The 24256-nt window shown below is 64.3% G+C and carries 18 protein-coding genes; 5 read left to right on the forward strand and 13 right to left on the reverse strand.

Annotated features, from left to right (window positions below; translation table 11 throughout):
• The coding region (locus tag CU669_RS18560; protein WP_146747789.1) for an Ig-like domain-containing protein at window positions 1-2105 on the reverse strand (2105 nt) is incomplete at its 3' end.
• 230 nt (window positions 2106-2335) lie between these two features.
• On the opposite strand from CU669_RS18560, the gene CU669_RS21470 reads away from it, so the two are divergent.
• Window positions 2336-2479 carry a hypothetical protein gene (locus tag CU669_RS21470; protein ID WP_161539719.1) on the forward strand — a complete coding sequence of 48 codons (144 nt, stop codon included), beginning with the start codon at window positions 2336-2338 and terminating at the stop codon, window positions 2477-2479.
• A gap of 9 nt (window positions 2480-2488) precedes the next feature.
• Here CU669_RS21470 and CU669_RS18565 read toward each other — a convergent pair whose 3' ends face one another.
• On the reverse strand, window positions 2489-2839 hold the full coding sequence (locus tag CU669_RS18565; protein ID WP_239988788.1) for a PAS domain-containing protein: 351 nt from the start codon (window positions 2837-2839) through the stop codon (window positions 2489-2491).
• Between the two features lie 323 nt (window positions 2840-3162).
• Between CU669_RS18565 and nifJ the strand changes: the two genes are divergently transcribed.
• Entirely contained in the window at window positions 3163-6762 is a 3600-nt protein-coding gene (nifJ, locus tag CU669_RS18570; protein WP_112147111.1) for a pyruvate:ferredoxin (flavodoxin) oxidoreductase, read from the forward strand.
• Window positions 6763-7031: 269 nt separating this feature from the next.
• Here the strand turns inward: nifJ and hpnJ are convergent, their stop codons facing one another.
• The 3 genes from hpnJ to CU669_RS18585 are packed head-to-tail and all read right to left on the reverse strand — an operon-like array spanning window position 7032 to window position 10226.
• Window positions 7032-8474 carry a hopanoid biosynthesis associated radical SAM protein HpnJ gene (hpnJ, locus tag CU669_RS18575; RefSeq protein ID WP_112147093.1) on the reverse strand — a complete coding sequence of 481 codons (1443 nt, stop codon included), beginning with the start codon at window positions 8472-8474 and terminating at the stop codon, window positions 7032-7034.
• On the reverse strand, window positions 8471-9619 hold the full coding sequence (gene hpnI, locus CU669_RS18580; protein WP_112147094.1) for a bacteriohopanetetrol glucosamine biosynthesis glycosyltransferase HpnI: 1149 nt from the start codon (window positions 9617-9619) through the stop codon (window positions 8471-8473). Before hpnI ends, hpnJ begins: the two co-directional genes overlap by 4 nt.
• 4 nt (window positions 9620-9623) lie before the next feature.
• On the reverse strand, window positions 9624-10226 hold the full coding sequence (locus CU669_RS18585; protein WP_112147095.1) for an ABC transporter substrate-binding protein: 603 nt from the start codon (window positions 10224-10226) through the stop codon (window positions 9624-9626).
• Between the two features lie 149 nt (window positions 10227-10375).
• Here CU669_RS18585 and hpnH point away from each other — a divergent pair, with 149 nt between their 5' ends.
• A complete protein-coding gene (gene hpnH, locus CU669_RS18590) occupies window positions 10376-11524 on the forward strand; it encodes an adenosyl-hopene transferase HpnH (RefSeq protein ID WP_112147096.1) in 1149 nt (382 codons plus the stop codon).
• Here the strand turns inward: hpnH and CU669_RS18595 are convergent.
• The 8 genes from CU669_RS18595 to gph all read right to left on the reverse strand — a co-directional run bounded on the left by CU669_RS18595 (window position 11474) and on the right by gph (window position 20894).
• Window positions 11474-12136, reverse strand: a complete 663-nt coding sequence (locus CU669_RS18595) for a phosphorylase family protein (RefSeq protein WP_239988789.1) — start codon at window positions 12134-12136, stop codon at window positions 11474-11476. The genes hpnH and CU669_RS18595 overlap by 51 nt on opposite strands.
• A gap of 34 nt (window positions 12137-12170) precedes the next feature.
• A complete protein-coding gene (gene shc / locus CU669_RS18600) occupies window positions 12171-14126 on the reverse strand; it encodes a squalene--hopene cyclase (RefSeq protein ID WP_112147098.1) in 1956 nt (651 codons plus the stop codon).
• Window positions 14127-14135: 9 nt separating this feature from the next.
• Complete coding sequence (gene hpnD / locus CU669_RS18605; protein WP_112147099.1) at window positions 14136-14990, reverse strand: presqualene diphosphate synthase HpnD; 855 nt, start codon at window positions 14988-14990, stop codon at window positions 14136-14138.
• Window positions 14987-16153, reverse strand: coding sequence for a glycosyltransferase (locus CU669_RS18610; RefSeq protein WP_112147100.1), 1167 nt, complete (start codon window positions 16151-16153; stop codon window positions 14987-14989). The genes hpnD and CU669_RS18610 overlap by 4 nt, the downstream gene beginning before the upstream one ends.
• Window positions 16150-17142 (reverse strand): hopanoid-associated sugar epimerase, encoded by a 993-nt coding sequence (hpnA, locus tag CU669_RS18615; protein WP_112147101.1) that lies wholly within the window; start codon window positions 17140-17142, stop codon window positions 16150-16152. Before hpnA ends, CU669_RS18610 begins: the two co-directional genes overlap by 4 nt.
• Before the next feature lie 104 nt (window positions 17143-17246).
• On the reverse strand, window positions 17247-17633 hold the full coding sequence (locus CU669_RS18620) for an RrF2 family transcriptional regulator (RefSeq protein ID WP_112147102.1): 387 nt from the start codon (window positions 17631-17633) through the stop codon (window positions 17247-17249).
• A gap of 35 nt (window positions 17634-17668) precedes the next feature.
• Window positions 17669-20143: an EAL domain-containing protein gene (locus CU669_RS18625; RefSeq protein WP_239988790.1), complete on the reverse strand. Its 2475-nt coding sequence runs from the start codon at window positions 20141-20143 to the stop codon at window positions 17669-17671.
• A 79-nt stretch (window positions 20144-20222) separates the two neighbouring features.
• The gene (gene gph / locus CU669_RS18630) at window positions 20223-20894 is read right to left on the reverse strand and encodes a phosphoglycolate phosphatase (RefSeq protein ID WP_112147104.1); all 672 of its coding nucleotides are present in this window, start codon (window positions 20892-20894) and stop codon (window positions 20223-20225) included.
• A 114-nt stretch (window positions 20895-21008) separates the two neighbouring features.
• Here gph and glmU point away from each other — a divergent pair, with 114 nt between their 5' ends.
• Both glmU and glmS read left to right on the forward strand, forming a co-directional pair.
• On the forward strand, window positions 21009-22352 hold the full coding sequence (gene glmU, locus CU669_RS18635) for a bifunctional UDP-N-acetylglucosamine diphosphorylase/glucosamine-1-phosphate N-acetyltransferase GlmU (protein ID WP_112147105.1): 1344 nt from the start codon (window positions 21009-21011) through the stop codon (window positions 22350-22352).
• A 6-nt stretch (window positions 22353-22358) separates the two neighbouring features.
• On the forward strand, window positions 22359-24182 hold the full coding sequence (gene glmS, locus CU669_RS18640; RefSeq protein WP_112147106.1) for a glutamine--fructose-6-phosphate transaminase (isomerizing): 1824 nt from the start codon (window positions 22359-22361) through the stop codon (window positions 24180-24182).
• Window positions 24183-24256 lie beyond the last annotated feature (74 nt).

The raw sequence follows: 24256 nt of genomic DNA on the forward strand, positions 1-24256 counted from the left end.
TGGATCTTGAAGTCCTTGGTCAGGCTCTCGCCCGCCGCCATGCCCTGCACCGCGCCACTGTTGACCGCGAAGCTCCAGTTGCCGTCGGTCCCCATGGTGAAGGTGCCTTCCGGCGTCTCCTGGGTCGTCTCCTGCATCACCGCCTGATCGTGGTCGGCGTCGGTCACGCTCACATGACCGGACACGCTGGCCGAATCCTCGGACACGTGCTTGGCGTCGCCGGTGATCACCGCAGCGTCATTGGCGCCGTCGATGGTCACGTCGATGGAGGTGGTGCCGACGCCGCCATGGCCGTCGCTGACCCGCACATCGAAACTGTCATTGACGCTTTCGCCAGCGGCGAGCGCCTTGGTGGCATCGGAGGCGACGAAGGTGTAGTCGCCGGTCTCGGAATTGATGGTGATGGTGCCGCTGTCGTTGGTGATGGAATCCACCACATTCCCGTTCGGGTCCACCAGATGATAGGTCATGTGATCGTTATCGGCGTCGGTGGCGTCGATGCCACCCTTGACGGTGCCGGCCTGGGTGACTTCGGTCACCTCGGACTCGACCACCGGCCCTTCGTTGGTCTCGGTCACCGTCACGGTGCGGGTGGCGGTGCCGCCACGACCGTCGGAAACCTGAACGTCGAAGCTGGCGGTATCGCCGCCCTGCCAACCGGCTTCGGGAGTGAAGGTGTAATTGCCCTGGGCGTCCATGGTCACGGAGCCGCCGTCCACCGCCAGGGTGCCGTCGACTCCGCCCACCAGCGTATAGCTGAGATTGGCGTTATCGGGATCGGAGGCCGAGATATGGCCGGTGACGCTGCCGTGGTCGGACGCATCGGAATTGTCGATGGTCGGCGGCGCGTTGACTTCGATGACGATGGTCTTCGAAGTGGTCGCGGTGGCGTCTTCCGCCAGCGCGGCGCCGTGATCCACGGCGGCTGCGCTGACTTCCAGATTGATGGTGCCGTAGAAATCGCTGGGCGGCTTGATGGACAGATCGGCGGCATTGGCCTGAGCAGGGGTCAGCGAGAAGGTGCCGTCCGCATTGGCCGCGACCTCCTCGCCGCCGATGGTCAGCGTGCTGCCAGCCGGAGCACCGCTCAGGGTCACGCCGGTAACCGCCTCGTTGTAATGAGTGTCGGTGACGTTCAGGTTCAGACCGAAATTGCCGCCTTCCTGAATCAGGACGGAATCCACCGAGGAAATGGACGCGCCGTCGGCGACGCCCTCGATATTGACCGAGAAGGTCTTGCTGACCGCATGGCCGTTGCCGTCGTCGACGGTAACGGTGAAGGAATCGACGCCGTTCCAGTCTTCCTCGAGGTTATAGGTGTATTCCCCGGTGGCGGGATCCTTGCTGATGCTGCCATGGGACGGATTGGTCACGGTGAAGGTCAGGGTGTCGCCGTCGGCATCGGTGGCCGAGACGCCGAACTTGAAGGTCCGGGGGGTGTCTTCCTTGGAATAGATATCGGCGCCGCCGACGACGGGAGCGGTATTGGGATCTTCGACCGATCCGGTGTCGATGGTCACATTCGGCGCATCGGGTGCGCTGTTGGTCTTTTCCTGCTGATCCGGCACCACCGTTTCGGCGGGCGCATCGGCGGCGGCCTGCTGCTGGTTGGTGACAGCCGGGCCGGTGGGAGAAGCCAGATCGGTCGGGCGCCCCTCGGGAAGCTCCTGCGGCTTAAAGTTTTCGTCGGGCTGGGCCAGGTTATCGAAGCTCTGGACGTTCAGCGCCTTGGCGCCTTCTGCCTTGACCTCTACGGTGACCGCCTGATCCTCGAACTGAGCAGGAGCAGAGCCCAAATCCGGCGGCGCGACCGTGCTGCCCTCGGCACCTTCGATGGCGACGTCAAGCGCGACATTGACGCCACCGGCGATGGCGCCGATGTCATGAACCTGAGGATTGCTGGTCGAGCCCTGCTGCACATTGGCGAGGTTGCCCAGCGAGGTGTCGGAGACATCCACCGGCCGCGAAAGATTGAGCCTCGCATCGCCCAGGCTTTGATCCTGGACGTTTTGCAACACCGTCAAATCATCCAGCGCCTGATGCGCACCATCGCCGGTCCCGGTGTTGTGATCGGTCGGCTGATTGGGATTATTTGTGTCGGCCATCGCGCAGCTCCTAGGCAAAAAAAATCCCGGCCTCAATGAGGTCCGGGGTTCATCTGGGCATTTTGATCCAAATCATCAGCGAAGAGCAAATGAAAAAACACACCCCTGACCTATGGTATGACCATTGCGTCTAAAGCATAGGACCGTTGCCAAGACGGATGTGGCTTTTGCTTCTTCAAACCCAATATGTTGATTGTGCACCGCAGCATAAACAGATTGGAGTGCCCGCCGTGCTTGAAGAATGGATCAGAAACCTGCCCGTCACTACGGTCGAGCGCATCGCCGCCGACGGCAAGGTCGTCGAGACCCGTATCCGGAAGTTGGCCACCGACGAGCTCCGCCGCCGTCGGGAGCTTCGCGGCCAAGCCGATTGAAGGGGCGTTCTAAATTTCGATGACGTCCAGCAGGAATTCCATCGGATAGAACATCCCCACCAGACCCGCCGTGACGCCAAGGTTGTCGCAAAACACCGACTTGAAGAAAACGCCGCGCCGCACGATGCCGTCGCCATAGCGAACGGAGGACGTGTAGCGCTGAGCCCCCCCTTCCTCCATCAGCTTCAGGTCCGCCTCGTGGTAGATCCTGGCCAATTCCGACGGCGCGATCTCGAAGACCGTCTTGCCGACGATCTGGTCGTGCTCATGCCCCAGCATCTCGCAAAAGCGCTGATTGCAGCCAAGATAGCGGCCGCCCGCATCCTTGAAGAATATGGGATGGGGAATCGCGTCCATCATGGCCGCGATGAGATCAGTATTCCTGATAATCTCCCAATCCACTGGCAACGATTTTGGCATTGAGTTCAACCTACGTATTCGTGCCTATGGCGACCTTTGCTCCTCTACCACGCAAATCCCCTTGAGCATAGCGCAACCGACATTTTCAAATAAACCTAATTCGCATATGGCGTAATTATATTACTTTATGCCGAGCCTTTACGTAAGGGACTTGCGATGAATCCATGGCGCCGTCTATTCTGCCGAACCTTTGGCGGGCGACGGAAACAGAGATTTCCAGCCATTCCAAAGGACGGACACAGCAGCAAAGAGTGGGGCTGGACATGGCAGACAGGGCATTGATCACGGTCGACGGCAACGAAGCCTGCGCTTCTGTGGCTTACCGGGTCAGCGAGGTGGCGGCGATCTATCCGATCACGCCGTCATCCACCATGGGCGAACTGGCCGACCAGTGGGCCTCCGAGCAGAAGAAGAACATCTGGGGCGTCATCCCGGAAGTGGCCGAGATGCAGCACGAGGGCGGCGCCGCGGGCGCGGTCCACGGCGCGCTCCAGGCCGGTTCGCTGGCGACCACGTTCACGGCCAGCCAGGGCCTGCTGCTGATGATCCCCAACATGTATAAGATCGCGGGCGAGCTGACCTCGTTCTGCATGCATGTGAGCGCCCGGACCGTGGCCACTCACGGCCTGTCCATCTTCGGCGATCATTCCGACATCATGGCCTGTCGCCAGACCGGCTTCGCCATGCTGGGCGCGGCTTCGGTGCAGGAAGCCCACGACATGGCGGCCATCGCGCACGCCTCGACCCTGCATTCGCGCATCCCCTTCGTCCACTTCTTCGACGGCTTCCGCACCTCGCACGAGGTGGCCAAGATCGAGGAACTGACCGACGCGGACCTCCATTCGCTGATGGACGACGCCGCCATCAAGGCGCACCGCGACCGCTCGCTGTCACCCGATCACCCCACGCTGCGCGGCACCGCCCAGAACCCCGACACCTTCTTCCAGATGCAGGAAGCCCGCAATCCCTGGCACGACGCCTGTCCCGGCATCGTCCAGCAGGAGATGGACCGCTTCGCCAAGCTGACGGGCCGCGCCTACAAGCTGTTCGACTATGTGGGCCACCCCGAGGCCGAGCGCGTGGTCATCATCATGGGATCGGGCGCCGAGACGGTGCACGAGACCGTTTCCGCCCTGGTCGCCAAGGGCGAGAAGGTGGGCGTGCTCAAGGTTCGCCTCTACCGTCCGTTCTCGGTGGACGCCTTCATCTCGGCCATTCCGCCCAGCACCAAGGCCATCGCGGTGATGGACCGCACCAAGGAACACGGCGCCGTCGGCGAGCCGCTTTATCTCGACGTGCTGTCGGCGCTGTTCGAAGCCAAGGCCGAAGGCCGCCGCGTCACCACCATCGCCGATCCCGTCGTCATCGGCGGCCGCTACGGCCTCGCCTCCAAGGAATTCACCCCGGCCATGGTCAAGGCGGTGTTCGACGAATTGTCGAAGGCCAAGCCCAAGCGCCGCTTCACCGTGGGCATCAACGACGACGTCACCCATCTGTCGCTGGAGGTGGACGCCTCGTTCCGCCTGGACCAGCCCAAGGTCAAGGGCGCCGTCTTCTTCGGCCTGGGCGCCGACGGCACCGTGGGCGCCAACAAGAACTCCATCAAGATCATCGCCGAGAACGCCGGTTTCCAGGGTCAGGGCTATTTCGTCTATGATTCCAAGAAGTCGGGCGCCATCACCATCTCGCATCTGCGTTTCTCGCCCGAGCACATCCAGTCCGCCTATCTGCTGGAACAGGCCGATTTCGTCGCCTGTCACCACTTCGTCTTCCTCGACAAGTACGAAGTGCTGCGCTATGCCGCGCCGGGCGCCACCTTCCTGCTGAACTCGCCCTATTCCAAGGAAGAGACCTGGGCCACCATGCCGCGCGAGGTCCAGCAGGAGATCATCGACAAGAAGCTGAAGGTCTATGTGATCGACGCCCGCAAGGTGGCGCTGGCCACCGGCATGGGCAACCGCATCAACACCATCATGCAGACCTGCTTCTTCGCGCTGTCGGGCGTGCTGCCCCGCGACGAGGCCATCGGCCACATCAAGAAGGCCATCGAGAAGACCTATGGCCGCAAGTCCGAGAAGATCGTCGCCAAGAATTTCGAGGCGGTGGATCGGACGCTGGAAAATCTCGAGCAGATGACCATTCCGGCCGCCGTGACCTCCACCCGGTCGCGGCCGCCCATCGTGCCGGACAACTCGCCCGATTTCGTCAAGCGCGTCACCGCCATGATGCTGGCCAATCACGGCGACCTGCTCCCCGTTTCCTGCTTCCCGGTGGACGGCGTGTGGCCCACCGCCACCGCCCAGTACGAGCGCCGCAACATCGCCGCCGAGATTCCGGTGTGGGACCAGGGGCCGTGCATCCAGTGCAACAAATGCGCCCTGGTCTGCCCCCATGCCGCCATCCGCGCCAAGGTGGCCTCGCCCGCCGACATGGCGGCGGCGCCCGCCGCCTTCAAGCGGATGGATTACCGCGGCAACGAGTTCAAGGGCGATTCCTACATCATCCAGGTCGCCCCCGAGGACTGCACCGGCTGCACGCTGTGCGTCAAGGTCTGCCCCGGCAAGGACAAGAAGGATCCGTCGCGTCTGGCGCTGCGCATGCAGGAAAAGACCGACGTCATCGAGGACGAGAAGGTCAACTGGGACTTCTTCCTCGGCCTGCCCGAGGTGGACAAGGAAAAGCTGGGCACCCCCACGGTCAAGAGCGCGCAGTTGCTCCAGCCGCTGTTCGAGTTCTCCGGCGCCTGCCTGGGTTGCGGCGAGACCCCCTATCTCAAGCTGATGACCCAGCTATGGGGCGACCGCCTGATGATCGCCAACGCCACCGGCTGTTCCTCCATCTATGGCGGCAACCTGCCGTCCACCCCCTATGCGGTGAACGCCGAGGGACGCGGTCCCGCCTGGGCCAATTCGCTGTTCGAGGACAACGCCGAATTCGGCTTCGGCTTCCGCCTGGCGCTCGACCGTCACAAGGATCATGCCCGCATCCTGCTGCTGGCCCTGGCGAGCCAGGGCAAGCTGCCGGAGAAGCTGGCCAACGAGATCATCCACGCCGACCAGAGCAGCGAAGTGCTGATTGCCGTCCAGCGCAAGCGGATCGAGGATCTGCGCCGCGCCCTCACCTCCATCAACGACCCGCTGGCTCGGCGCCTGGAACAGGTGGCCGACTATCTGGTGGAAAAGGTGGTGTGGATCGTCGGCGGCGACGGCTGGGCCTACGACATCGGCTATGGCGGCCTCGACCACGTCTTCGCCTCGGGCAAGAACATCAACATCCTGGTGATGGATACCGAGGTCTATTCCAATACCGGCGGCCAGCAGTCCAAGGCCACCCCCATCGGCGCCTCGGCAAAGTTCGCCATCGCGGGCAAAACCTTGCCCAAGAAGGATCTGGGCATGATGGCCATGGCCTATGAAGACGTCTATGTGGCCAACATCGCCTTCGGCTCCAAGGACGTTCAGACCACCCGCGCCTTCCAGGACGCGGTGAGCTGGCCGGGCGTGTCGCTGATCGTCGCCTATTCCCATTGCATCGCCCACGGCTACGACCTGGCCCATGGCCTGGACCAGCAGAAGATGGCGGTGGATGCCGGTTATTGGCCGCTCTATCGCTGGGATCCGCGCAAGCTGGGCACCAACGAAAGCCCGCTGACCCTCGACAGCAAGGAGCCCAACGGCCAGTTGGCCGAATTCATGAAGGGCGAGGCCCGCTTCCAGATGGTGGAGCGCGCCGATCCCGAACGCTATCGCGGACTGGTGGACCATGCGGAAGCCAATATCCGCCGCCGCTTCGCCATGCTGCGCCGCTTCGCCGGAGTGCCGGACGTGGTGCCGCCCGCGCCCAAGTCCGACGCGGCGGAATAGAGGGAGTAGAGTCGGTCATCCCCGAGCAAGGCCGAGGGATCTCCGCCTAGAGCGCCGAGCCTCAAATATGAGGCGACGCGCTCTGGCGAGCATTGAGCGAGCGGCCAAGGGCGCGGATGCGCCCGCCCGGCGAGGGCGAAACAAATGAAGCGAGAGCGTGATGCATATTTAATGCATCACGCTCTCGGCTGTCGGTGCCGGTTCCGAAAAGCCGTTCAAGGAGGAGATCCCTCCGCCCGATGGGCGTCGGGATGACACGGTCGGGCGGATCAGCACGCGTTGGCGGCGTCGCGGGTCCGGAGGAACTGGAAGAACTCGACACCTTCGCGCAGGCGGCGCTTCATCATGTCCCAGTCCTGCAGCATCTCCCACAGGATCTCGCCGATCTTGGTCGGGCGGAAGTAGAAGGCCTTGTAGAACTCGGCCACGCCCTTGAAGATCTCTTCGCTGCTGAGATCGGGATAGCTCAGCGCCGCCGTCTGCCAGCCGCCGCCGCCCGCTTCCTTCAGCAGCAGTTCCTTGTCCTTCTTGAACCAGCCGTTGGCGATGGCCTGGTCGTAAAGCTCGGTGCCGGGATAGGGCGCCGCCATGGAGACCTGCAGGGTGCGGGGATTGACTTCCTTGGCGAAGGCCAGGGTCTCCTTGATGGTCTCGCGGGTCTCGCCGGGCAGGCCCAGGATGAAGGTGCCGTGAACGACGATGCCCAGTTCGTGGCAATCCTTGGAGAAGCGCTTGATGATATCGATGCGCAGGCCCTTGCGGATATTGTTCAGGATTTCCTGCACGCCGGATTCATAGCCGACCACCAGAACGCGCAGGCCGTTGGCCTTCAGCACTTCCAGGGTCTTGCGCGGAATATTGGCCTTGGCGTTGCACGACCACGGCACGCCCAGATGACCGATGCCCCTGGCGATTTCCTCGACCCGCTCCAGATCGTCGGTGAAGGTGTCGTCGTCGAAGAAGAATTCCCGGACCTCGGGGAACAGGGCGCGGGCCTGCTTGACCTCCTCGATCACCGAGGCGGCGCTGCGGGCGCGGTAGACCCGGCCGCCGATGGTCTGCGGCCACAGGCAGAAGCTGCACTTCGACTTGCAGCCGCGCCCGGTGTAGAACGACAGATAGGGATGGCGGATATAGCCGATGAAGTAGTCGTCGGGATTGAGATCGCGGCGATAGACCGGAGCGACGAAGGGCAGCGCGTCCATGTCGTGGATCAGGGTGCGATCCTTGGTGGCCACCGGCTGGCCGTCCGGCCCACGGAAATTCAGGCCGTCGATCTCGGCGAAGGGCTTGCCCTCGGCCACCTCGACGATGGTGTAGTCGAATTCGTGACGGGCGACGAAGTCGACGGCGGTCGACGCCATCAGCGACTCGTTGGGCACCGTCGCCACATGGGCGCCGACCATGCCGATCATGATATTGGGGTTGGCGGCCTTGAACGCCTCGGCGACCTTGCACTCGGAGGCATAGGTGGCGGCGCTGGCATAGATCACCAGCAGCTCGTAATCCTTGGCCAGCTTCAGGCAGTCGTCCAGGGTCTTGCCCGAGGCGGGGGCGTCCACCAGCTTGGAGCCGGGCACCATGGCGGCCGGCTGGGCCAGCCATGTGGGATACCAATTGGATTTGATCTCGCGCTTCGCCTGGAAACGGGCACCGGCCCCGCCATCATACCCGTCGAAGGAGGGCGGATTGAGGAAAAGCGACTTCTTCATGGTATGGACCCTTCAGCAAGATCAAGAGTGCCGTCGCGCCGCACGACGAACCGGCGGCCACGCCATATCACAGTCCGCCCGCAAGATGCGACAACATAGACGACAAAGGACAGAAATTCTCGCAAGCCCAACAGCCCCAAACCGGCGCGCGGCAGGCCCAGGGCGGCTTCCTGGGCGCGGACGGCCCACAGACGGCTGAGGCAGGCCACCACCACCCCGATTAGCGAGATCATACTCCCTCCCCCCACCGCCGCCGCCATCATGGCCAGGGCCACCGGCTGAGTGACCAGGGATGCCTGATAGGACGGCCGATCCACCGCGGCGATGGTGCGCGCCCAGCGGATTTCATGGGCCAGCAGGGTTTGGAAGTCGTCTTCATGGACCATGATATCGACAGGCCGGGCGGCAAGTTCAATATGGAGCCCCTGCTTTCGCACCAGATTTCCCAGCACCCAGTCATCGGCCAGCGAGTCCGAAAGGGCGGCCAGACCGCCCGCATGTTCGAGCACGCCGCGCCGGACCGCCATGGTGGCGCCGAAACAGCCGTCCTTGCGGCCGATGGCGCGGGCCACCAGGGCCGAGGGCAAAAAGCCGTGATTGACCCCCAAGGCGCCCAGGGCGCTCCAGAGGCCTTCCACCGGACGTCCCACGTACAGGCAGGTCACCACCCCCACCTTGGCATCTTCGAATGGCGCCACGACGTGGTCGAGATAGGCGGGCCCGACCCGGATATCGCTGTCGGCGATGACGATCAGGTCATGCCTGACATGGGGCCACATGTTCAGCAGATTGCCGACCTTGAGATTGCGGCCATGGGGGGTCGGATCGACCACTGTGGTGATTTCCACCCGATCAGTCGGCAGCTTGGCGACTTCGGCCAGCGCGCCATCGTCCGGCTGTGCCACGCCGAACACCAGTTGGAAGTCGGGATAGTCTTGCGCGACGCAGGAGGACAGGTTCTCCGCCATGCCGGGCTCGGCACCGCACAGCGGCTTCATGACGCTGACCGGCGGTCGCGCCGATGGCGGCACCGGCTGCCTCTGGGCGAAGCTGCGCACCAGTTGGGCGGCTATGATGTGGTAGAGGCAGCCGAACCCGGCGGCCGCCAGCAGAAGCAGGGAGAGCCCCTGCCAGAACCCGATCATCTGTCTATTTTTCCAACGCCGCCGTCTGCTTCTCGATGGTCTCCAACAGCCCCGTCAGCCCCTTGGCGCGATAAATGGAGCCGAACTCCGAGCGCCGCACCGCCACCTGGCTGACCGTGCCGTCGAACAGAACGTCGATGATCCGCCAGCGCCCCTGGCCCTGGCGCATGACATAGTCGATCTGGGTCGGGTCACCGGTCTTGGGAATGATCCAGCTCTGGACGATCAGCGAGCCGCCGGTCGAGGGGCGCGACTCGCCCACCTCGAACCGCTCGCCGTCCCAATCGCCGAACTGGGCGGCATAGGTGGCCGCCGAAAACGTGGTGTAGCTTTCCGAAACCTTCACCATGTCGTCGCCCAATTGCTTGACCGCCGACGGTCCCAGCATCGCCTTGGTGATGGCGGTGATGTCGTAGGAGTCGGAAACGATGGCGCGAAACTTGTCCAAGCGCCCCTTGAAGCCAAGCTTCGGCCCGGCCTTCATGACCTCCAACACACGGGCGTTGAACGTCCGAAGGGCGTCATCCACCTCTCCGGCAAAAGCAGCTCCCGGCAGACCGGTGGCAGCCATAAGCAGGAATAATAGGGCGAAAAGGCGCGACCGCATGGGTGAACTCCGAAAAATGGAAGCCTGCATTACCATAAATCGCGTCGCCATGCCACGCGCGCAAAGACCCTACTGGTTCAACAGTTGAACTTTGCCGACCCCGCCCTGTATAGTCCCGCCGCCCCATCATCCAGTCAGAGTGCATTTTCGTGGCCGTACCCCTGCTCCAGACACTCCGCATCGGCTATTACGTCATGCGTCAGCACTTCTCCGGCACCAAGCGCTATCCGCTGGTGCTGATGATGGAACCGTTGTTCCGCTGCAATCTCGCCTGCAATGGCTGCGGCAAGATCGACTATCCCGACGCCATCTTGAATTCCCGCATCTCGGTGGCCGAGGCCCTGGCCTCCATCGACGAATGCCCCGCCCCCGTGGTGGTGATGGCGGGCGGCGAGCCGCTGCTGCACCGCGAGATGGACCAGATCGTCAAGGGCGCCCTGGCGCGCAAGAAATTCGTCTATCTGTGCACCAACGCCCTGCTGCTGGAAAAGAAGCTGGATCTGTTCGAGCCCAGCCCCTATTTCACCTGGACGGTGCATCTGGACGGCGACCGCAACGACCATGATCGCGCCGTGTCCCAGGAAGGCACCTTCGATCAGGCCGTTTCGGCCATCAAGGCGGCCAAGGCCCGCGGCTTCAACGTCAATATCAATTGCACCCTGTTCAACAACGCCGATCCCGACCGCATGGCGAAGTTCTTCGACTATGCCCATTCCATCGGCGTCGGCGGCATCACCATTTCGCCCGGATACGCCTATGAGCGCGCCCCCAACTCCGAGCACTTCTTGAACCGGCGCCACACCAAGGATCTGTTCCGCAAGCTGTTCGCCCTGGGCAAGGGCAAGAGCTGGGTGTTCACCCAGTCATCGCTGTTCCTCGACTTCCTGGCCGGCAACCAGGCCTATCAGTGCACCCCCTGGGGCAACCCGACGCGCAACGTGTTCGGCTGGCAGCGCCCCTGCTACCTGTTGGGCGAAGGATATGCCAAGACCTATAAGGAACTGATGGACGACACCGACTGGGACGCCTACGGCGTCGGCAAATACGAAAAATGCGCCGACTGCATGGTCCATTGCGGCTTCGAGGCGACCGCCGTCACCGATACGCTCAGCAATCCGCTGAAAGCCGCCAGGGTCGCCCTGTTCGGCCCCCGTACCGATGGCCCCATGGTCCCCGACCTGGCGCTGGACAAGCAGCGGCCCGCCATCGACAACTACGAGCAATTACTGGCCGAGAACCTGGAAAAGCTAAGTGCCGAAGGTCGGACCAATAATCTTCAGCGCGTCTCGCAGGGCTGACAGGGCGGCCTGACTGTCCAGGCCGACCCGGATCAGACCGGGCAGTTCCCACGGACGGCGGGCCAGTCCCGCCAGAACCGCCGCGATGCGGGGATTGCCCTCGGCATCAAGTCCGGCCATGGCGGAAATGGGCAAGGCCCGCCCGGCCGGATCGGCCACGGCGCGCAGCACCGCCAGCGGTACCCCCGCCTTGGCCGCCACCCGCGCCACCGCGCCGCTTTCCATATCGACGATCATGGCGCCCTGGGCGAACAGGTCGCGCTTGCCCCGGACGCCGCCCACCGCCGTATCGGAGCCGTGAACCAGCCCGGACCGGGAAAACGGAATGGCGCTGAGCAGGCGGCATTTCCACACGGAATCCGTTTCCACTACCCCGCCGTCGACCTGAACGCCGGAGCCGACCACCATGTCGCCCGGGTTCAAGGCGGGATCGAGGCCGCCTGCGATGCCGATGCTGATCAGGGCATGGGCGCCTTGCTCGATCAGCGAGCGGGCCAGGGCCTCGGCCTTGGCCGGAACCGCCCCGGCGCAGCCCCACGCCACGCCGTCCGGCAGCAGGGCCGCCTCGCTTTTCATCCCCACGATGACGCCGATCCTGGCGTCCTTACCCACACCCTCTCCCCAACAGACTTCGGGGAACGCGTGGTCAGAGGGCATGCATCACCGGCCCGGCATTGCCGGTCGTCAGGTTGCGGTACCGGGCCATGGCCCAGATCGGGAAGAACTGGCGATAGCCGTGATAGCGCAGATAGAACACGCGGGGAAAACCGACGGCGGTGTAATGGGCCTCGTCCCACAGACCTTCCTCATTGCGGGTGCGCATCAGATAGTCGATGCCGCGCGCGACGGCGGTGCTGCCGACCTCGCCCACCGCCATCAGGCCCAGCACCGCCCAGGCGGTCTGCGACGGGGTCGATACGGTGGCCTCGCCGTGGGGCTGGTCGGTCCAGTAGGAGCGGCCGTCCTCGCCCCAGCCGCCGTCTTCGCGCTGCTTGCTTTCCAGCCACTTGACCGCCTTGCGGATGGCGGGATGGTCGTGGGGCAGACCGGCGGCGTTCAGGGCCGCCAGGCTGGACCAGGTGCCGTAGATGTAGTTGGTGCCCCAACGGCCGAACCACGAACCGTCCTTCTCCTGCTCGCGCAGCAGGTAGTCGACGCCGTGATGGGCGGTGACGTCGGAATGGCGCTTGCCCAGTACCGACAGCACCGAGACGCATCGCGCCGAGACGTCGGCGGTGGGCGGGTCCAGCAGGGCGCCGTGATCGGCGAAGGGAATATGGTTGAGGTAATAGGCGGTGTTCTCGGCGTCGAAGGCGCCCCAGCCGCCGTCATCGCACTGCATGCCGCGCAGCCAGACCGCGCCCTTGCGGATGGATTCTTCATAGGCTTGCGGATCGACCCGGTCCAGCGCCGCCATGACCACGGCGGTGTCGTCCACGTCGGGATAATGGGGATTGGCATATTGGAAGGCCCAACCGCCCGGCTCCAATCCGGGGCGCTGGGCCGCCCAGTCGCCGACCACGTCGGTGATCTGGCGCTCCACCATCCAGTCGCAGGCCTTGCGCGCCGAGGCATCGGCCTCGGGCGTGCCGACTTCCAGCATGGCATGGGTGGCCAGGGCGGTATCCCAGATGGGCGACAGGCAGGGTTGGACCCAGACCCGCTCGCCCTCGTCGACGATCAGATTGCGGATGGACTGCTTGGCGATCACCACCCGGGGATCGTCCTTGGGTACCCCCAGGATGTCGTACATCAGCACGGAATTGACCATGGCGGGGAAGATGGCGCCCAGTCCGTCCTCGCCGTTCAGGCGCTCGTCCACGAAGGCCACCGCCTTGTCGATGGCCTTGCTGCGCAATCCCTTGGGGAAGAACGGAAACACCACATGCAGCACCCGGTCCAGCGCCCTAAACACATAGGCCCAGTTGGAACGGACCTCGTCCAGATACCAGTTGGTGACCTTCTCGGGCGGGATGGGGAACAGTTCCTGGATATTGATGTTGAGCGGGTTGCGCGCCCTGGGCCGCAGGCTCATCAGCACCACCAGCGGGACGATGACGGTGCGCGACCAATAGCTGACCTTGTCCAGGTGGAAGGGGAACCACTTGGGCAGCAGCATGATCTCGACGGGCATGATGGGCACGCCCTTCCACGGAATCTGCCCGAACAGCGCCAGCAGGGTGCGGGTGAAGACGTTGGAGGTGGCGGCGCCGCCATGGGCCAGGATGGCGTCGCGCGCCCGCTTCATGTGCGGGGCATCGATATCGTCGCCAATGGCCTTCAGGGCGTAATAGGCCTTCACCGAGGCGCTGATATTGAAATCGCCGCCGTGGAACAGCGGCCAGCCGCCGTGCTCTTCCTGGATATCGCGCAGATAGACGCCGATGCGCTTTTCCGTCTCGGGGTCGCGTTCGTCCAGATAGTGCAGGTACAGCACGTATTCGGCGGGAATGGTAGCGTCGGCCTCGAGGTTGAACACCCAATGGCCGTCGGCCTTCTGCTTCGCCATCAGGGCGGCGGCGGAATCCTTGATCGCCTTTTCCAGCGGATCGCGGAACGTTTTGGAGTCGAAGCTGCGGGGATTGATTTCGCTGGGAGACACGGTCGACCTCTAGAACAGTCCGTGGCGCAAGATGCACCATATCTTGAAAACCTTGGACACCTTGACCGGCGGGTCGCGGGGGATGAATCCCTCGGCTTCCACCTTGTGGAAGATTTCCCGGTACATTTCCTTCATCAGGGTGGCCGGGCGCATGGCGGCGGGCAAGCATTCGGCCATGGCCTGATCCGAAGCCCTGAAATAGCCCCGCGCCGTCTCGCCCAATTCGCGGCAGACCGCTCCAAGATTGGGATGGGCCAGCACCGCCATGGGATCGCTTGTCGCGATACCGTGCTTGGTCAGCAATTCATCGGGCAGGTACAGCCGCCCGATGGCGGCATCCACCGCCACATCGCGCAGGATATTGGTCAATTGCAGGGCCATGCCGGTGGCGTTGGCGACCTCGATACTCCTGGGGCGCATTTCGCCGAACACCCGGATGGACAGGCGGCCGACCGCGCTGGCGACGCAATCGCAATAGCGGTTCAGCTTGTCCATGGAGGGGCGCACCATCTCGTTGCGGCCATCCATCTCGCAGCCTTCGATGACGGCGCGGAAATCCTCCTTGGGCAGGCCGAACTCGGCCACCGGCCCGGCCAACGCCACCGCCACCGGATGGGTCGGCTTGCCCTGGTAGAGACGATCCAGTTCCACCCGCCATTCCGCCAGTTGCGCCCGCTTGGTCTCGGGCTCGCCCGGCTCGTCGGCGATGTCGTCCACCTCGCGGCAAAAGGCGTAGACGGCGTACATGGCGAAGCGCCGGGGTCGCGACAGCAGCCGCATGCCCCAGTAGAAGGACGAGCCCGAGGCCCGGACCTTCTCGGCCACCATCTCGTATTGATCGGCGTCGATCACCAAGGCGTTCATGCCCTCGCCCCGGCCGGTTGCTTATCTTGGATGCGCCCCTTCCATTCGCCGCCCTCGCCCCGCCAATACTTGACGGCGGAGTGAAAGGTGGCCCCCAGATAGAACAGGGTCACCACCGGCAGCAACGGCGCCCAGACCGGCAGCAGGCGGTAGTAACGGATGATGGGATAATAGGACAGGGTCATGGCCGCCCAGGCCAGTGCCCCGGTGCTGGCGCCGCCGCCCTGGCGGAAGGCCAGGATGGGGGGCGCCACGAAAATCACCAGCATGGCGAGGATGGTGCCCAGCAGCAGCCACGGCGAATGGCGCAACTGGGTATAGGCCGAACGCGAAATCATCTTCCACAGCCCCGAGGGACCATTATAGCCGCGCAGCGACACGCTTTCCTCGGCCAGATCCAGGGTCAGGCGGCAGCCCTCCGCCTTGGCGGCCGCCGCCAGGGTGCAATCGTCGATCAGGGCGTCCTTGATGGATTTGATGCCGCCGATGCGTTCCAGGGTGGCGGGGCGGGTCAGCACATAGCCGCCCGCCGCCGCCGCCGTGGTGCTGCGGGGATCGGACACCCAGGAAAATGGATAGAGCATGCGAAAGAAGAACACGAAGGCGGGAACCACGGCCTTTTCCCAAATGCTTTCGGTGCGCAGCCGCACCATCAGCGAGGCCATGTCCAAGCCCAGATGCAGCAGCTTGGCGACCATGTAGCGGAGTTCGCCCTTGCCGTGGCTGATATCGGCATCGGTCAGCAGCAGCAGTTCGGCGTTGGGGCGCCAGGCCCTTGCCGTGGTCACGCCGAAATTCTGCGCCCACATCTTGCCGGTCCAGCCCGGCGGCAGGTCGGGGGCGCGAACCACGCTCAACCGTCCGGCGACCCCCATGGACTCGGCGCGGGCACGGGCCAGTTCGGCGGTGCCGTCGCTGCTGTTGTCGTCGACCACCACCACCGACAGGATGCCGGGATAGTTCTGCGACAGCAGGGATTCCACCGCGTCGCCGATCACCTCGGCCTCGTCGCGGGCGGGGATCACCGCCACCACCTCGGGCCACGATTCCGGCGACGGCGCATGGGGAGCGCGCTCGATGCGCCAGAATGCGCCGCGCATGGTCAAAAGCCAAGCCCACGACCCGACGCCCGCCAATCCGACAAGGGATGCAAGGCTGCTCATGCGACCTCCCCGGTATGCTTGAACCACTCCACCGCCGCCGCCAGCGCCTGATCGGCGGACCGGTGACGATACCCCAGTTCCCGCTCGGCCTTGGCCGAGGAAAAGAACATCTTCCAGCGCGACATCTTCAGGCCGTCGATGGTCACGAAAGGCTCGGCGCCCGTCAAGCGCGCCCACAGCTCGGCGCCGAACGCCAAGGGATAAAGCGGCAGACGCGGCAGCTTCATCAAAGGCGGCTTACCGCCGGTGATCCGGGCGATGCGGCCCAGGATATCGGCCAGGGTCAGATTGTCGCCGCCCAGGATATAGCGCTCGCCCACCCTGCCCTTTTCCAAGGCCAACAGATGGCCCTCGGCCACGTCCTCCACATGGACGACGTTCAGCCCGGTATCCACATAGGCGGGCATGCGCCCCGAGGCGGCCTCGACGATCATGCGGCCGGTGGGCGTCGGCTTGACGTCGCCCGGGCCGACCGGTGTGGACGGATTGACGATCACCGCGGGCAGACCGTTCTCGGCCACCATGCGGCGGACCACCTCCTCGGCCAGGAACTTGGACTGCTTGTAGGGGCCGACCTTGTCGGAAATGTCGCTGGGGGTGTCCTCGTCGGCGATGCCGCCTTCCATATGGCCCAGCGTCGCCACCGACGAGGTATAGACCACGCGCTGGACCTTCTCGGCCAGGGCGGCCTGCATCAGCGTCCGCGTGCCGTCCACATTGGCCTTCATCATGGCGGCGGGATCGGGCACCCAGATGCGGTAATCGGCCGCGGTATGGATCAGCACCGAGCAGCCGCACATGGCGTGGCGCAGCGACGCCTCTTCCTCCAGCCGACCCTCGACCACTTCGACCTTCAGGCTGGCGACGTTGTGGCGGTTGGAATTGGGCCGGGCCAGCACGCGGACATCGGCGCCGCGCGCGAGCAATGCCCGCACGATGGCCGATCCGACGAAGCCGGTCGCTCCGGTTACCAGATATTTTCCGTCCATTGGCCCTGCCCATAACCATACGGGCCCGGGCGACACATCACCCAGGCGAACGGCTGGTTAGTTACAACTTTTGCCTCGGATTCGCCACAACTTCGTTGGGGCGATCAGATGATATCGGCCAGAGTCTTGGCGTCGAAGAAGCCGAGAAACGAGTCCAGGGCCTCGTCCACCAGATCCCGCAACTTACAGGTCTGCATGGGGCACAGGTCGCAGGGTTCGTGGCAGGGCAGAAGATTGAGGTTTTCCTGCGCCCGCACCAGCTGGCCCAAATTGATCTCGGACGGATCGCGGGCCATCTTCAGCCCACCCAGTTTCCCCCGCACCGTCTGGACATGGCCCAGATCGGAAAGGCTGCGCACGATCTTCTTCAGATGCTCGGCGGAAATTCCGTAATGTTCGGCCACTTCGCGGACGGTGACCACCCGCCCCGGGGAACGGGCCAGATACAGCAGCAGACGGAACGAATAATCGGTGAACTGGGTGATCTTCATGGGTTTTCGCCAGATTCCAGGCCGGATCAATGCTGCTACAGGCGGCCGATCCGTTCAACAACCTTGGCCAGCAGGGCTGTTATGTCATTCTGCTTTCCCGAGGCCACCTGGGCTTCAAGCCGGGTGAGCAGATCGAACAGCACCTCTTCGCCGAACATGCCACATTTGCCCCGCATGGCGTGCACATGCTCGGCCAGTTCCTTGCGATCCGACAGGTCCGCCAAGTCCCGCAGCCTTTGCTGGTCCTTGATCATTTCCTGGATGAAGTTGGGCAACAGATGTTCCAGCCCAGGGGGAATGTTGAGCCCCGCCAGGGTTTCCGCCGCCGGAGCGGAGTCGGTCATTTCGGGCGGCAGCATTTCAGCCATGGCCTCCAACAGGTCGGTTCGCGCGATCGGCTTGGACAGGAAACGGTCGAAGCCTGAATCCTTCGCCTTCCAACGCTCTTCCTCGGAATTGCCCGCCGTCAGGGCGATGATGGGGGTGCGATCCAGCCCGCCCTTGGTCTCCAAGGCGCGAATGGCCTTGGCGGCTTCGAATCCGTCGGTTCCCGGCATATAGAGATCGAGTACGATCAGATCGTAAGGCATGCGGGCGGCCCTGAACTTCTCCACCGCCTCGGCGCCGTCCCTGGCCTCATGGATGATGCAGCCGGTGCCGTCGAGAAAATCGCGGAACACCAGCCGGACCAGATCGACGTCGTCGGCGAACAGGACACGGATTCCGGCCGGGGCCGTTCCACGGCAGCTATCGAAGACCTGAGACGGTGATGAAGCGTTCGAACTACTGCGCGACAAAACGAAGTCGCGGAAGCGTCCGGGGCTGAGCGGCGGGCTGAAATGATAGCCTTGCCCGGAATTGCATCCGTGTTCGGCCAGATAGACCAGTTGATCTTCCGTCTCGATCCCTTCGGCCACCACCTCCAAGCGCATGGAATGGCCCATGGCGATGATGGCGTCCACCAAGGTGGCATCGTCCAGATTGTCCAGCATGTCGGCGATGAAGGAACGGTCGATCTTCAAGACATCCACCGGCAGGGTCTTCAAATAGGACAAGGACGAATAGCCGGTGCCGAAATCATCCACCGACAAGGTGACGCCAAGGGCGCGAATGCTTTCCAGCTTGGCGATCACTTCCTCGCTGTTGGTCAGCAGCAGTCCCTCGGTGATCTCGATGGTCAGCAGGCGGGGCTCAAGGCCGCTTTCGCTCAGGGCGCGCTCGATGATCTGAAGGATGTCGCCTTGCTGGAATTGCCGGGGCGAGATGTTCACCGCCACGCCGATATCGCCGAGTCCAAGGCTTTGCCAGCGCAGTGCCTCGTGACAGGCCGCCATCAACAGCCATTCGCCGATGGGCCGGATCAGGCCCAGTTCCTCGGCCAGGGGCACGAACTGTTCGGGACTGACCACGCCGAGATAGCGATTGTGCCAGCGCAACAGCGTCTCGGCGGCGGTGACCTCGCCGGTTTTCAGATCCACCAGCGGCTGGAAGACCAGATGGAATTCCTCCCCTTCCAACGCGCCGGCCAGTTCGTCGGCCAACCGCGAGCGGGCCTGGGCGCGGGCGTCCATGGCCGGGGTGAAGAAGCGGAACGTGTTGCGACCGGCCTGCTTGGCCTGCTGCAGCGCCGAGGTGGCGTTGCGCATCAGCGCCTCCACGTCCTCGCCGTCGCCCGGCCACAGGCAGATGCCGATGGAACACGAGATCAACACATGATGCTGCTCGATGACGAAGGGTTCCTGGAGCGCCTCCAATATGGTCCGCAGCACCCCTTCCACCTCCTCGACGGCGCGGATATTAGCCAGCACCACCGTGAATTCATCACCGCCGAACCGGGCCGCCGTATCACCCTGGCGCAGGGCCGCCTGAAAGCGGCGCGCCGCGTCCTGCAACACCTTGTCGCCGATCCAATGGCCCAGGGAATCATTGATGTTCTTGAACCCGTCCAGGCCGATGAACAGCAGCGCCACCCGCGAATTCTCGCGGCCGGCCATCACCAGCGCCTGAAGCAGGCGGTCGAGAAACAGGCTGCGGTTGGGCAATTCGGTCAGCGGGTCGAAATTGCTGCGCCGCCAAAGCTGCTCGGTGGTTTCCCGCGCGGCGGTCACATCGCGGAAAATGGCGATGCGTCGGGCCACCTTTCCTTCGCCGTCACGTTGGTTGGAAATGGACACGCGAAAGGTCGCCAAATGGCCATTGCTGCGCGGCGCCACGATGTCGCCCTTCCAGCGGCCATGGACGGCCAGTGTCTCTCGCATTTCGGCATGGGAAGTGGCGTTCAGTTCCCCCTCGGTCAACATGACGGCGGGACGGCCGACGACTTCGTCGGCGGAAAAGCCGGTAATGGCCGAAAAGGCAGGATTGATGGCGATGATCACGTCGTCGGCGTCGGTGACGACGATGCCATCCGGAGCATGGTCCACCACCACTTGGTAGAGGGATAATTCCTCGACCCTTCTGGAAAGTTCTTCAACCCGAAGTTTCAGCGTCTCGGTTCCAATTGCGGGCACGACCACTCCCGAAGGGGCTCTTGATGACTGCGTCCAGCATGCAGTTTTGCCACCTCCCACGCAAGGCCGTGCAGGTAGGTCATGGGTATAAGTCCGCCAGCGCATCCGGTAGCTGATCGAACCGATGGATCACGCGATCGGCTCCCAACGCCTCCACCGGGCCATGGGCATAGCCGAAGGACAGCGCCACGCTCCTCACCCCCGCCCGTCGGGCCGACAAGATATCGTTGATGGAATCGCCCACCATGACGGCGGCATCGGCCGACACGCCAAGGCGCTCTAGAATGACCCGCACATGGGCGGGATCGGGCTTGATGGCGGGCGCGTCGTCGGAGGCCACCACCACATGGAAATACTCGGCGAGGCCAAGCGCGCCCAACACCTCGTGAGTGGCCGCGCGGGGCTTGTTGGTGCACACCGCCAGGGCAAGGCCGCGTCGGCGCAGTTCCTCCAAGGTTTCCACCACGCCGGGCCAAGGCCGGGTGGTCTCGGCCGATCGCGGCTCGTAATCGGCCATGAAGCGATCCAGATAAGGCCCCACCTCCGGGCCCGGCAAACCGCCCGAGGCGGCGAAGGCCCGGCTGACCAGGGCGTCGGCGCCGTCTCCGACCATGGCCTTGATGGCCTCGGATTCCAGGGCGGGGCGTCCCTCGGCGGCCAGCATGCGGTTGACCGCCGCCACCAGATCGGGAAGCGAGTGAATCAGGGTGCCGTCCAGATCGAACAGCACGGCGCGGAGAATTGCCCTCATTGACACCATCGGAAACAAAGAGTGATGAGCGGAAACAAAGATTGATTTGGTCCAAACCGGTCTTTTGTGGCACCTTCCCCTCGCAGCCGCAACAGATTGAGTGTTGGCGTTCTCATGACCTCCCACACGTTAGCCGTCATCGTCCTTGCCGCCGGCATGGGCACCCGTATGAAATCCGCCCTGCCCAAGGTCATGCACCCGGTCGCCGGGCGTCCCATGATCAGCCATCTGATGGATACCGTGTCCGGCCTGTCGCCCGACCGGGTGGTGGTGGTCGTCGGCCCCGAGATGGAGCAGATCGCCAAGGCCGTCGCGCCGCTTCCCACCGTCATCCAGGCCGACCGCCTGGGCACCGGCCACGCCGTCGCCCAGGCGCGTTCCGCCTTGGGCGATTTCGACGGTGATGTGCTGGTGCTGTACGGCGACACTCCGCTGATCACCCTGGCGACGCTGGAACGCATGCTGGCCGAGCGCCGCAGCCAGCGCGACCCGGCGGTGGTGGTCTTGGGCTTCAAGCCCATGGACCCTGGCCATTACGGCCGTCTGGTGGTGGGCGCCGAAGGGCTGAAGGCCATCGTCGAATGGCGCGACGCCAATGAGGAGCAGCGCGAGAACCCGCTGTGCAATTCCGGCGTCATGTGCATCGACGGCCGTCGGCTGTGGGGCTTGATCGACCGGCTGGACAATAAGAATTCCAAGGGCGAGTACTATCTGACCGACGTGGTGGAACTGGCCCGCTTCGATGGCGCCTGCTGCAGCCATGTGGAAGGCGACCCGGCCGAACTGCTGGGAGTCAATTCCCGCTCGGAATTGGCGGTCGCGGAATCCCTGGTTCAGGCCCGCCTGCGCGAGGCCGCCATGGCGGGTGGCGCCACTTTGATCGATCCCGAGACGGTGTGGCTGTCCTGGGACACCCGCATCGGCCGCGACGTCACCGTCTGGCCGCATGTGGTGTTCGGTCCCGGCGTGGCCATCGGTGATAATGTCGAGATCAAGGGCTTCTGCCATTTCGAGGGCTGTAGCGTCGCCGACGGCGCCATTCTCGGCCCCTATGCCCGGCTGCGTCCCGGCGCCGAGATCGGCGAGGCCGCCCATATCGGCAATTTCGTCGAGATCAAGAAAGCCACCGTGGAAGCGGGCGCCAAGGTCAACCACCTGACCTATATCGGCGATGCCCGCGTCGGCGCGGGCGCCAATGTGGGCGCGGGCACCATCACCTGCAATTACGACGGCTTCAACAAGTCCTTCACCGATATCGGCAAGGGCGCCTTCATCGGTTCCAACTCCGCCCTGGTGGCCCCGGTCAAGATCGGTGACGGCGCCGTCATCGGCGCCGGTTCCGTGATCACCAAGGAGGTCGGCGCGGGCGCGCTGGCGGTGGCGCGGGGCTCGCAGATGGAACTGGCCGGCTGGGCCGACCGCTTCCGCAAGCAGCAGCAGGCCAAGAAGAAGGGATAATCGGGCATGTGCGGCATCGTCGGCATCATCGGCAAGCAGGACGTCGCGCCGCTGCTGGTCGAAGGGCTCAAGCGCCTGGAATACCGCGGCTATGACAGCGCGGGCATCGCCACCCTGGTGGGTGGCCAGATCGAACGCCGTCGCGCCGAGGGCAAGCTGGCCAATCTCGCCGCCCTGCTGGAGCAAAAGCCGGTGGCTGGCGGCATCGGCATCGGCCATACCCGCTGGGCCACCCATGGCGTTCCCAATGAACGCAACGCCCACCCCCACGCCACCAAGCGCGTCGCCGTGGTCCATAACGGCATCATCGAGAATTTCCAGGAACTGAAGGCGGAACTGAGTGCCGTCGGCCAGGTATTCGAAAGCGACACCGACACCGAGGCGGTGGCTCAGCTGATCGACCATCACCTCGCCCAGGGCATGGAGCCGGTCGCCGCCACGGAAAAGGCGCTGGAACGGCTGCGCGGCGCCTTCGCGCTCGGCATCATCTTCGCCGGACACCCCCATATGATGATCGCCGCCCGCCAAGGCTCGCCCCTGGCGCTGGGCTATGGCGAGGGCGAGATGTATCTGGGCTCCGACGCCCTGGCCCTGGCGCCGCTGACCCAAAGGATCAGCTATCTGCTGGACGGCGATTGGGCGGTGCTGACCACCGAGGGCGCCACCATCCGCGACCGCGACGGCCAGTTGGTGACCCGCGAGGTGCGCCAGACCCAATTCTCCGGCGCCATGATCGGCAAGGGCCAGCACCGCCACTTCATGCTGAAGGAAATCTTCGAGCAGCCGGAAGTGATCGGCGGAACCCTGAACACCATGCTGAACCCGGCCGAGCGCACCATCACGCTGCCCACCCTGCCCTTCGATCTGGCCTCGGTCGGCCGGGTGCGCATCATCGCCTGCGGCACCTCCTACTATGCCGGTTCGGTGGCCAAGTACTGGATCGAGAAGGTGGCCCGCCTGCCGGTCGAGGTGGATATCGCCTCGGAATTCCGCTACCGCGAACCGCCCATGGAGCCGGGCGGGCTGGCCATCTTCATCTCCCAGTCGGGCGAGACCGCCGACACCCTGGCGGCGCTGCGCTATTGCCGCGCCAACCACCAGCATACCCTGGCCCTGGTCAATGTGCCGGAAAGCACCATCTCGCGTGAATCCGAGGCCACCCTTCTGACCCTGGCCGGGCCGGAGATCGGCGTCGCCTCCACCAAGGCCTTCACCACCCAACTGGTGGTGCTGGCCTGTCTGGCCGTCGGTCTGGGTCGCGCGCGCGGCGCCATCACCCGCGAGACCGAGGCCACCATCTGTCAGGCCCTGGCCGAGACCCCGGCGCGCATCGCCGAATTCCTGCGCCGCGACGACGAGATCCACCAGATCGCCCAAGGCATCGCCGAGGCCCGCGACGTGCTCTATCTGGGGCGCGGCACCGGCTATCCCATCGCCCTGGAAGGCGCCTTGAAGCTGAAGGAGATCAGCTATATCCACGCCGAGGGCTATGCCGCGGGCGAGCTGAAGCATGGGCCCATCGCCCTGATCGACGATTCGGTGCCGGTCATCGTCATCTGCCCCACCGACGAGCTTTACGAAAAGACCGCGTCGAACGTCCAAGAAGTAATGGCCCGGGGCGGCCGCGTGGTGTTCTTCTCCGACCAGGAAGGCGTCGGACGCCTTGCCACGCCCGCCCACGCCGCCATGGCGCTGCCCACCGTGCACCCCTTCGTCGCCCCCATCCTCTATGCCATTCCCGTCCAATTGCTGGCCTATCACGTGGCCATCGCCAAGGGCACCGACGTGGACCAGCCGCGCAATCTGGCCAAAAGCGTGACGGTGGAGTGATCGTCTGACGTTATGCGCCAACAATGCGCGCAGATTGATGATTTGTGACTTCGCCGATCCGTCATTTGACCTGG

Origin of the sequence: Paramagnetospirillum kuznetsovii (genome assembly GCF_003284725.1) — a bacterium.
Classification (GTDB): domain Bacteria; phylum Pseudomonadota; class Alphaproteobacteria; order Rhodospirillales; family Magnetospirillaceae; genus Phaeospirillum; species Phaeospirillum kuznetsovii.

Coding starts and splice junctions, on each gene's coding strand:
- CU669_RS18565 (WP_239988788.1), bottom strand. CDS start 2,839: ATGATGGACGCGATTCCCCATCCCATATTCTTCAAGGATGCGGGCGGC.
- nifJ (WP_112147111.1), top strand. CDS start 3,163: ATGGCAGACAGGGCATTGATCACGGTCGACGGCAACGAAGCCTGCGCT.
- hpnJ (WP_112147093.1), bottom strand. CDS start 8,474: ATGAAGAAGTCGCTTTTCCTCAATCCGCCCTCCTTCGACGGGTATGAT.
- hpnI (WP_112147094.1), bottom strand. CDS start 9,619: ATGATCGGGTTCTGGCAGGGGCTCTCCCTGCTTCTGCTGGCGGCCGCC.
- CU669_RS18585 (WP_112147095.1), bottom strand. CDS start 10,226: ATGCGGTCGCGCCTTTTCGCCCTATTATTCCTGCTTATGGCTGCCACC.
- hpnD (WP_112147099.1), bottom strand. CDS start 14,990: ATGAACGCCTTGGTGATCGACGCCGATCAATACGAGATGGTGGCCGAG.
- CU669_RS18610 (WP_112147100.1), bottom strand. CDS start 16,153: ATGAGCAGCCTTGCATCCCTTGTCGGATTGGCGGGCGTCGGGTCGTGG.
- hpnA (WP_112147101.1), bottom strand. CDS start 17,142: ATGGACGGAAAATATCTGGTAACCGGAGCGACCGGCTTCGTCGGATCG.
- CU669_RS18620 (WP_112147102.1), bottom strand. CDS start 17,633: ATGAAGATCACCCAGTTCACCGATTATTCGTTCCGTCTGCTGCTGTAT.
- gph (WP_112147104.1), bottom strand. CDS start 20,894: ATGAGGGCAATTCTCCGCGCCGTGCTGTTCGATCTGGACGGCACCCTG.
- glmU (WP_112147105.1), top strand. CDS start 21,009: ATGACCTCCCACACGTTAGCCGTCATCGTCCTTGCCGCCGGCATGGGC.
- glmS (WP_112147106.1), top strand. CDS start 22,359: ATGTGCGGCATCGTCGGCATCATCGGCAAGCAGGACGTCGCGCCGCTG.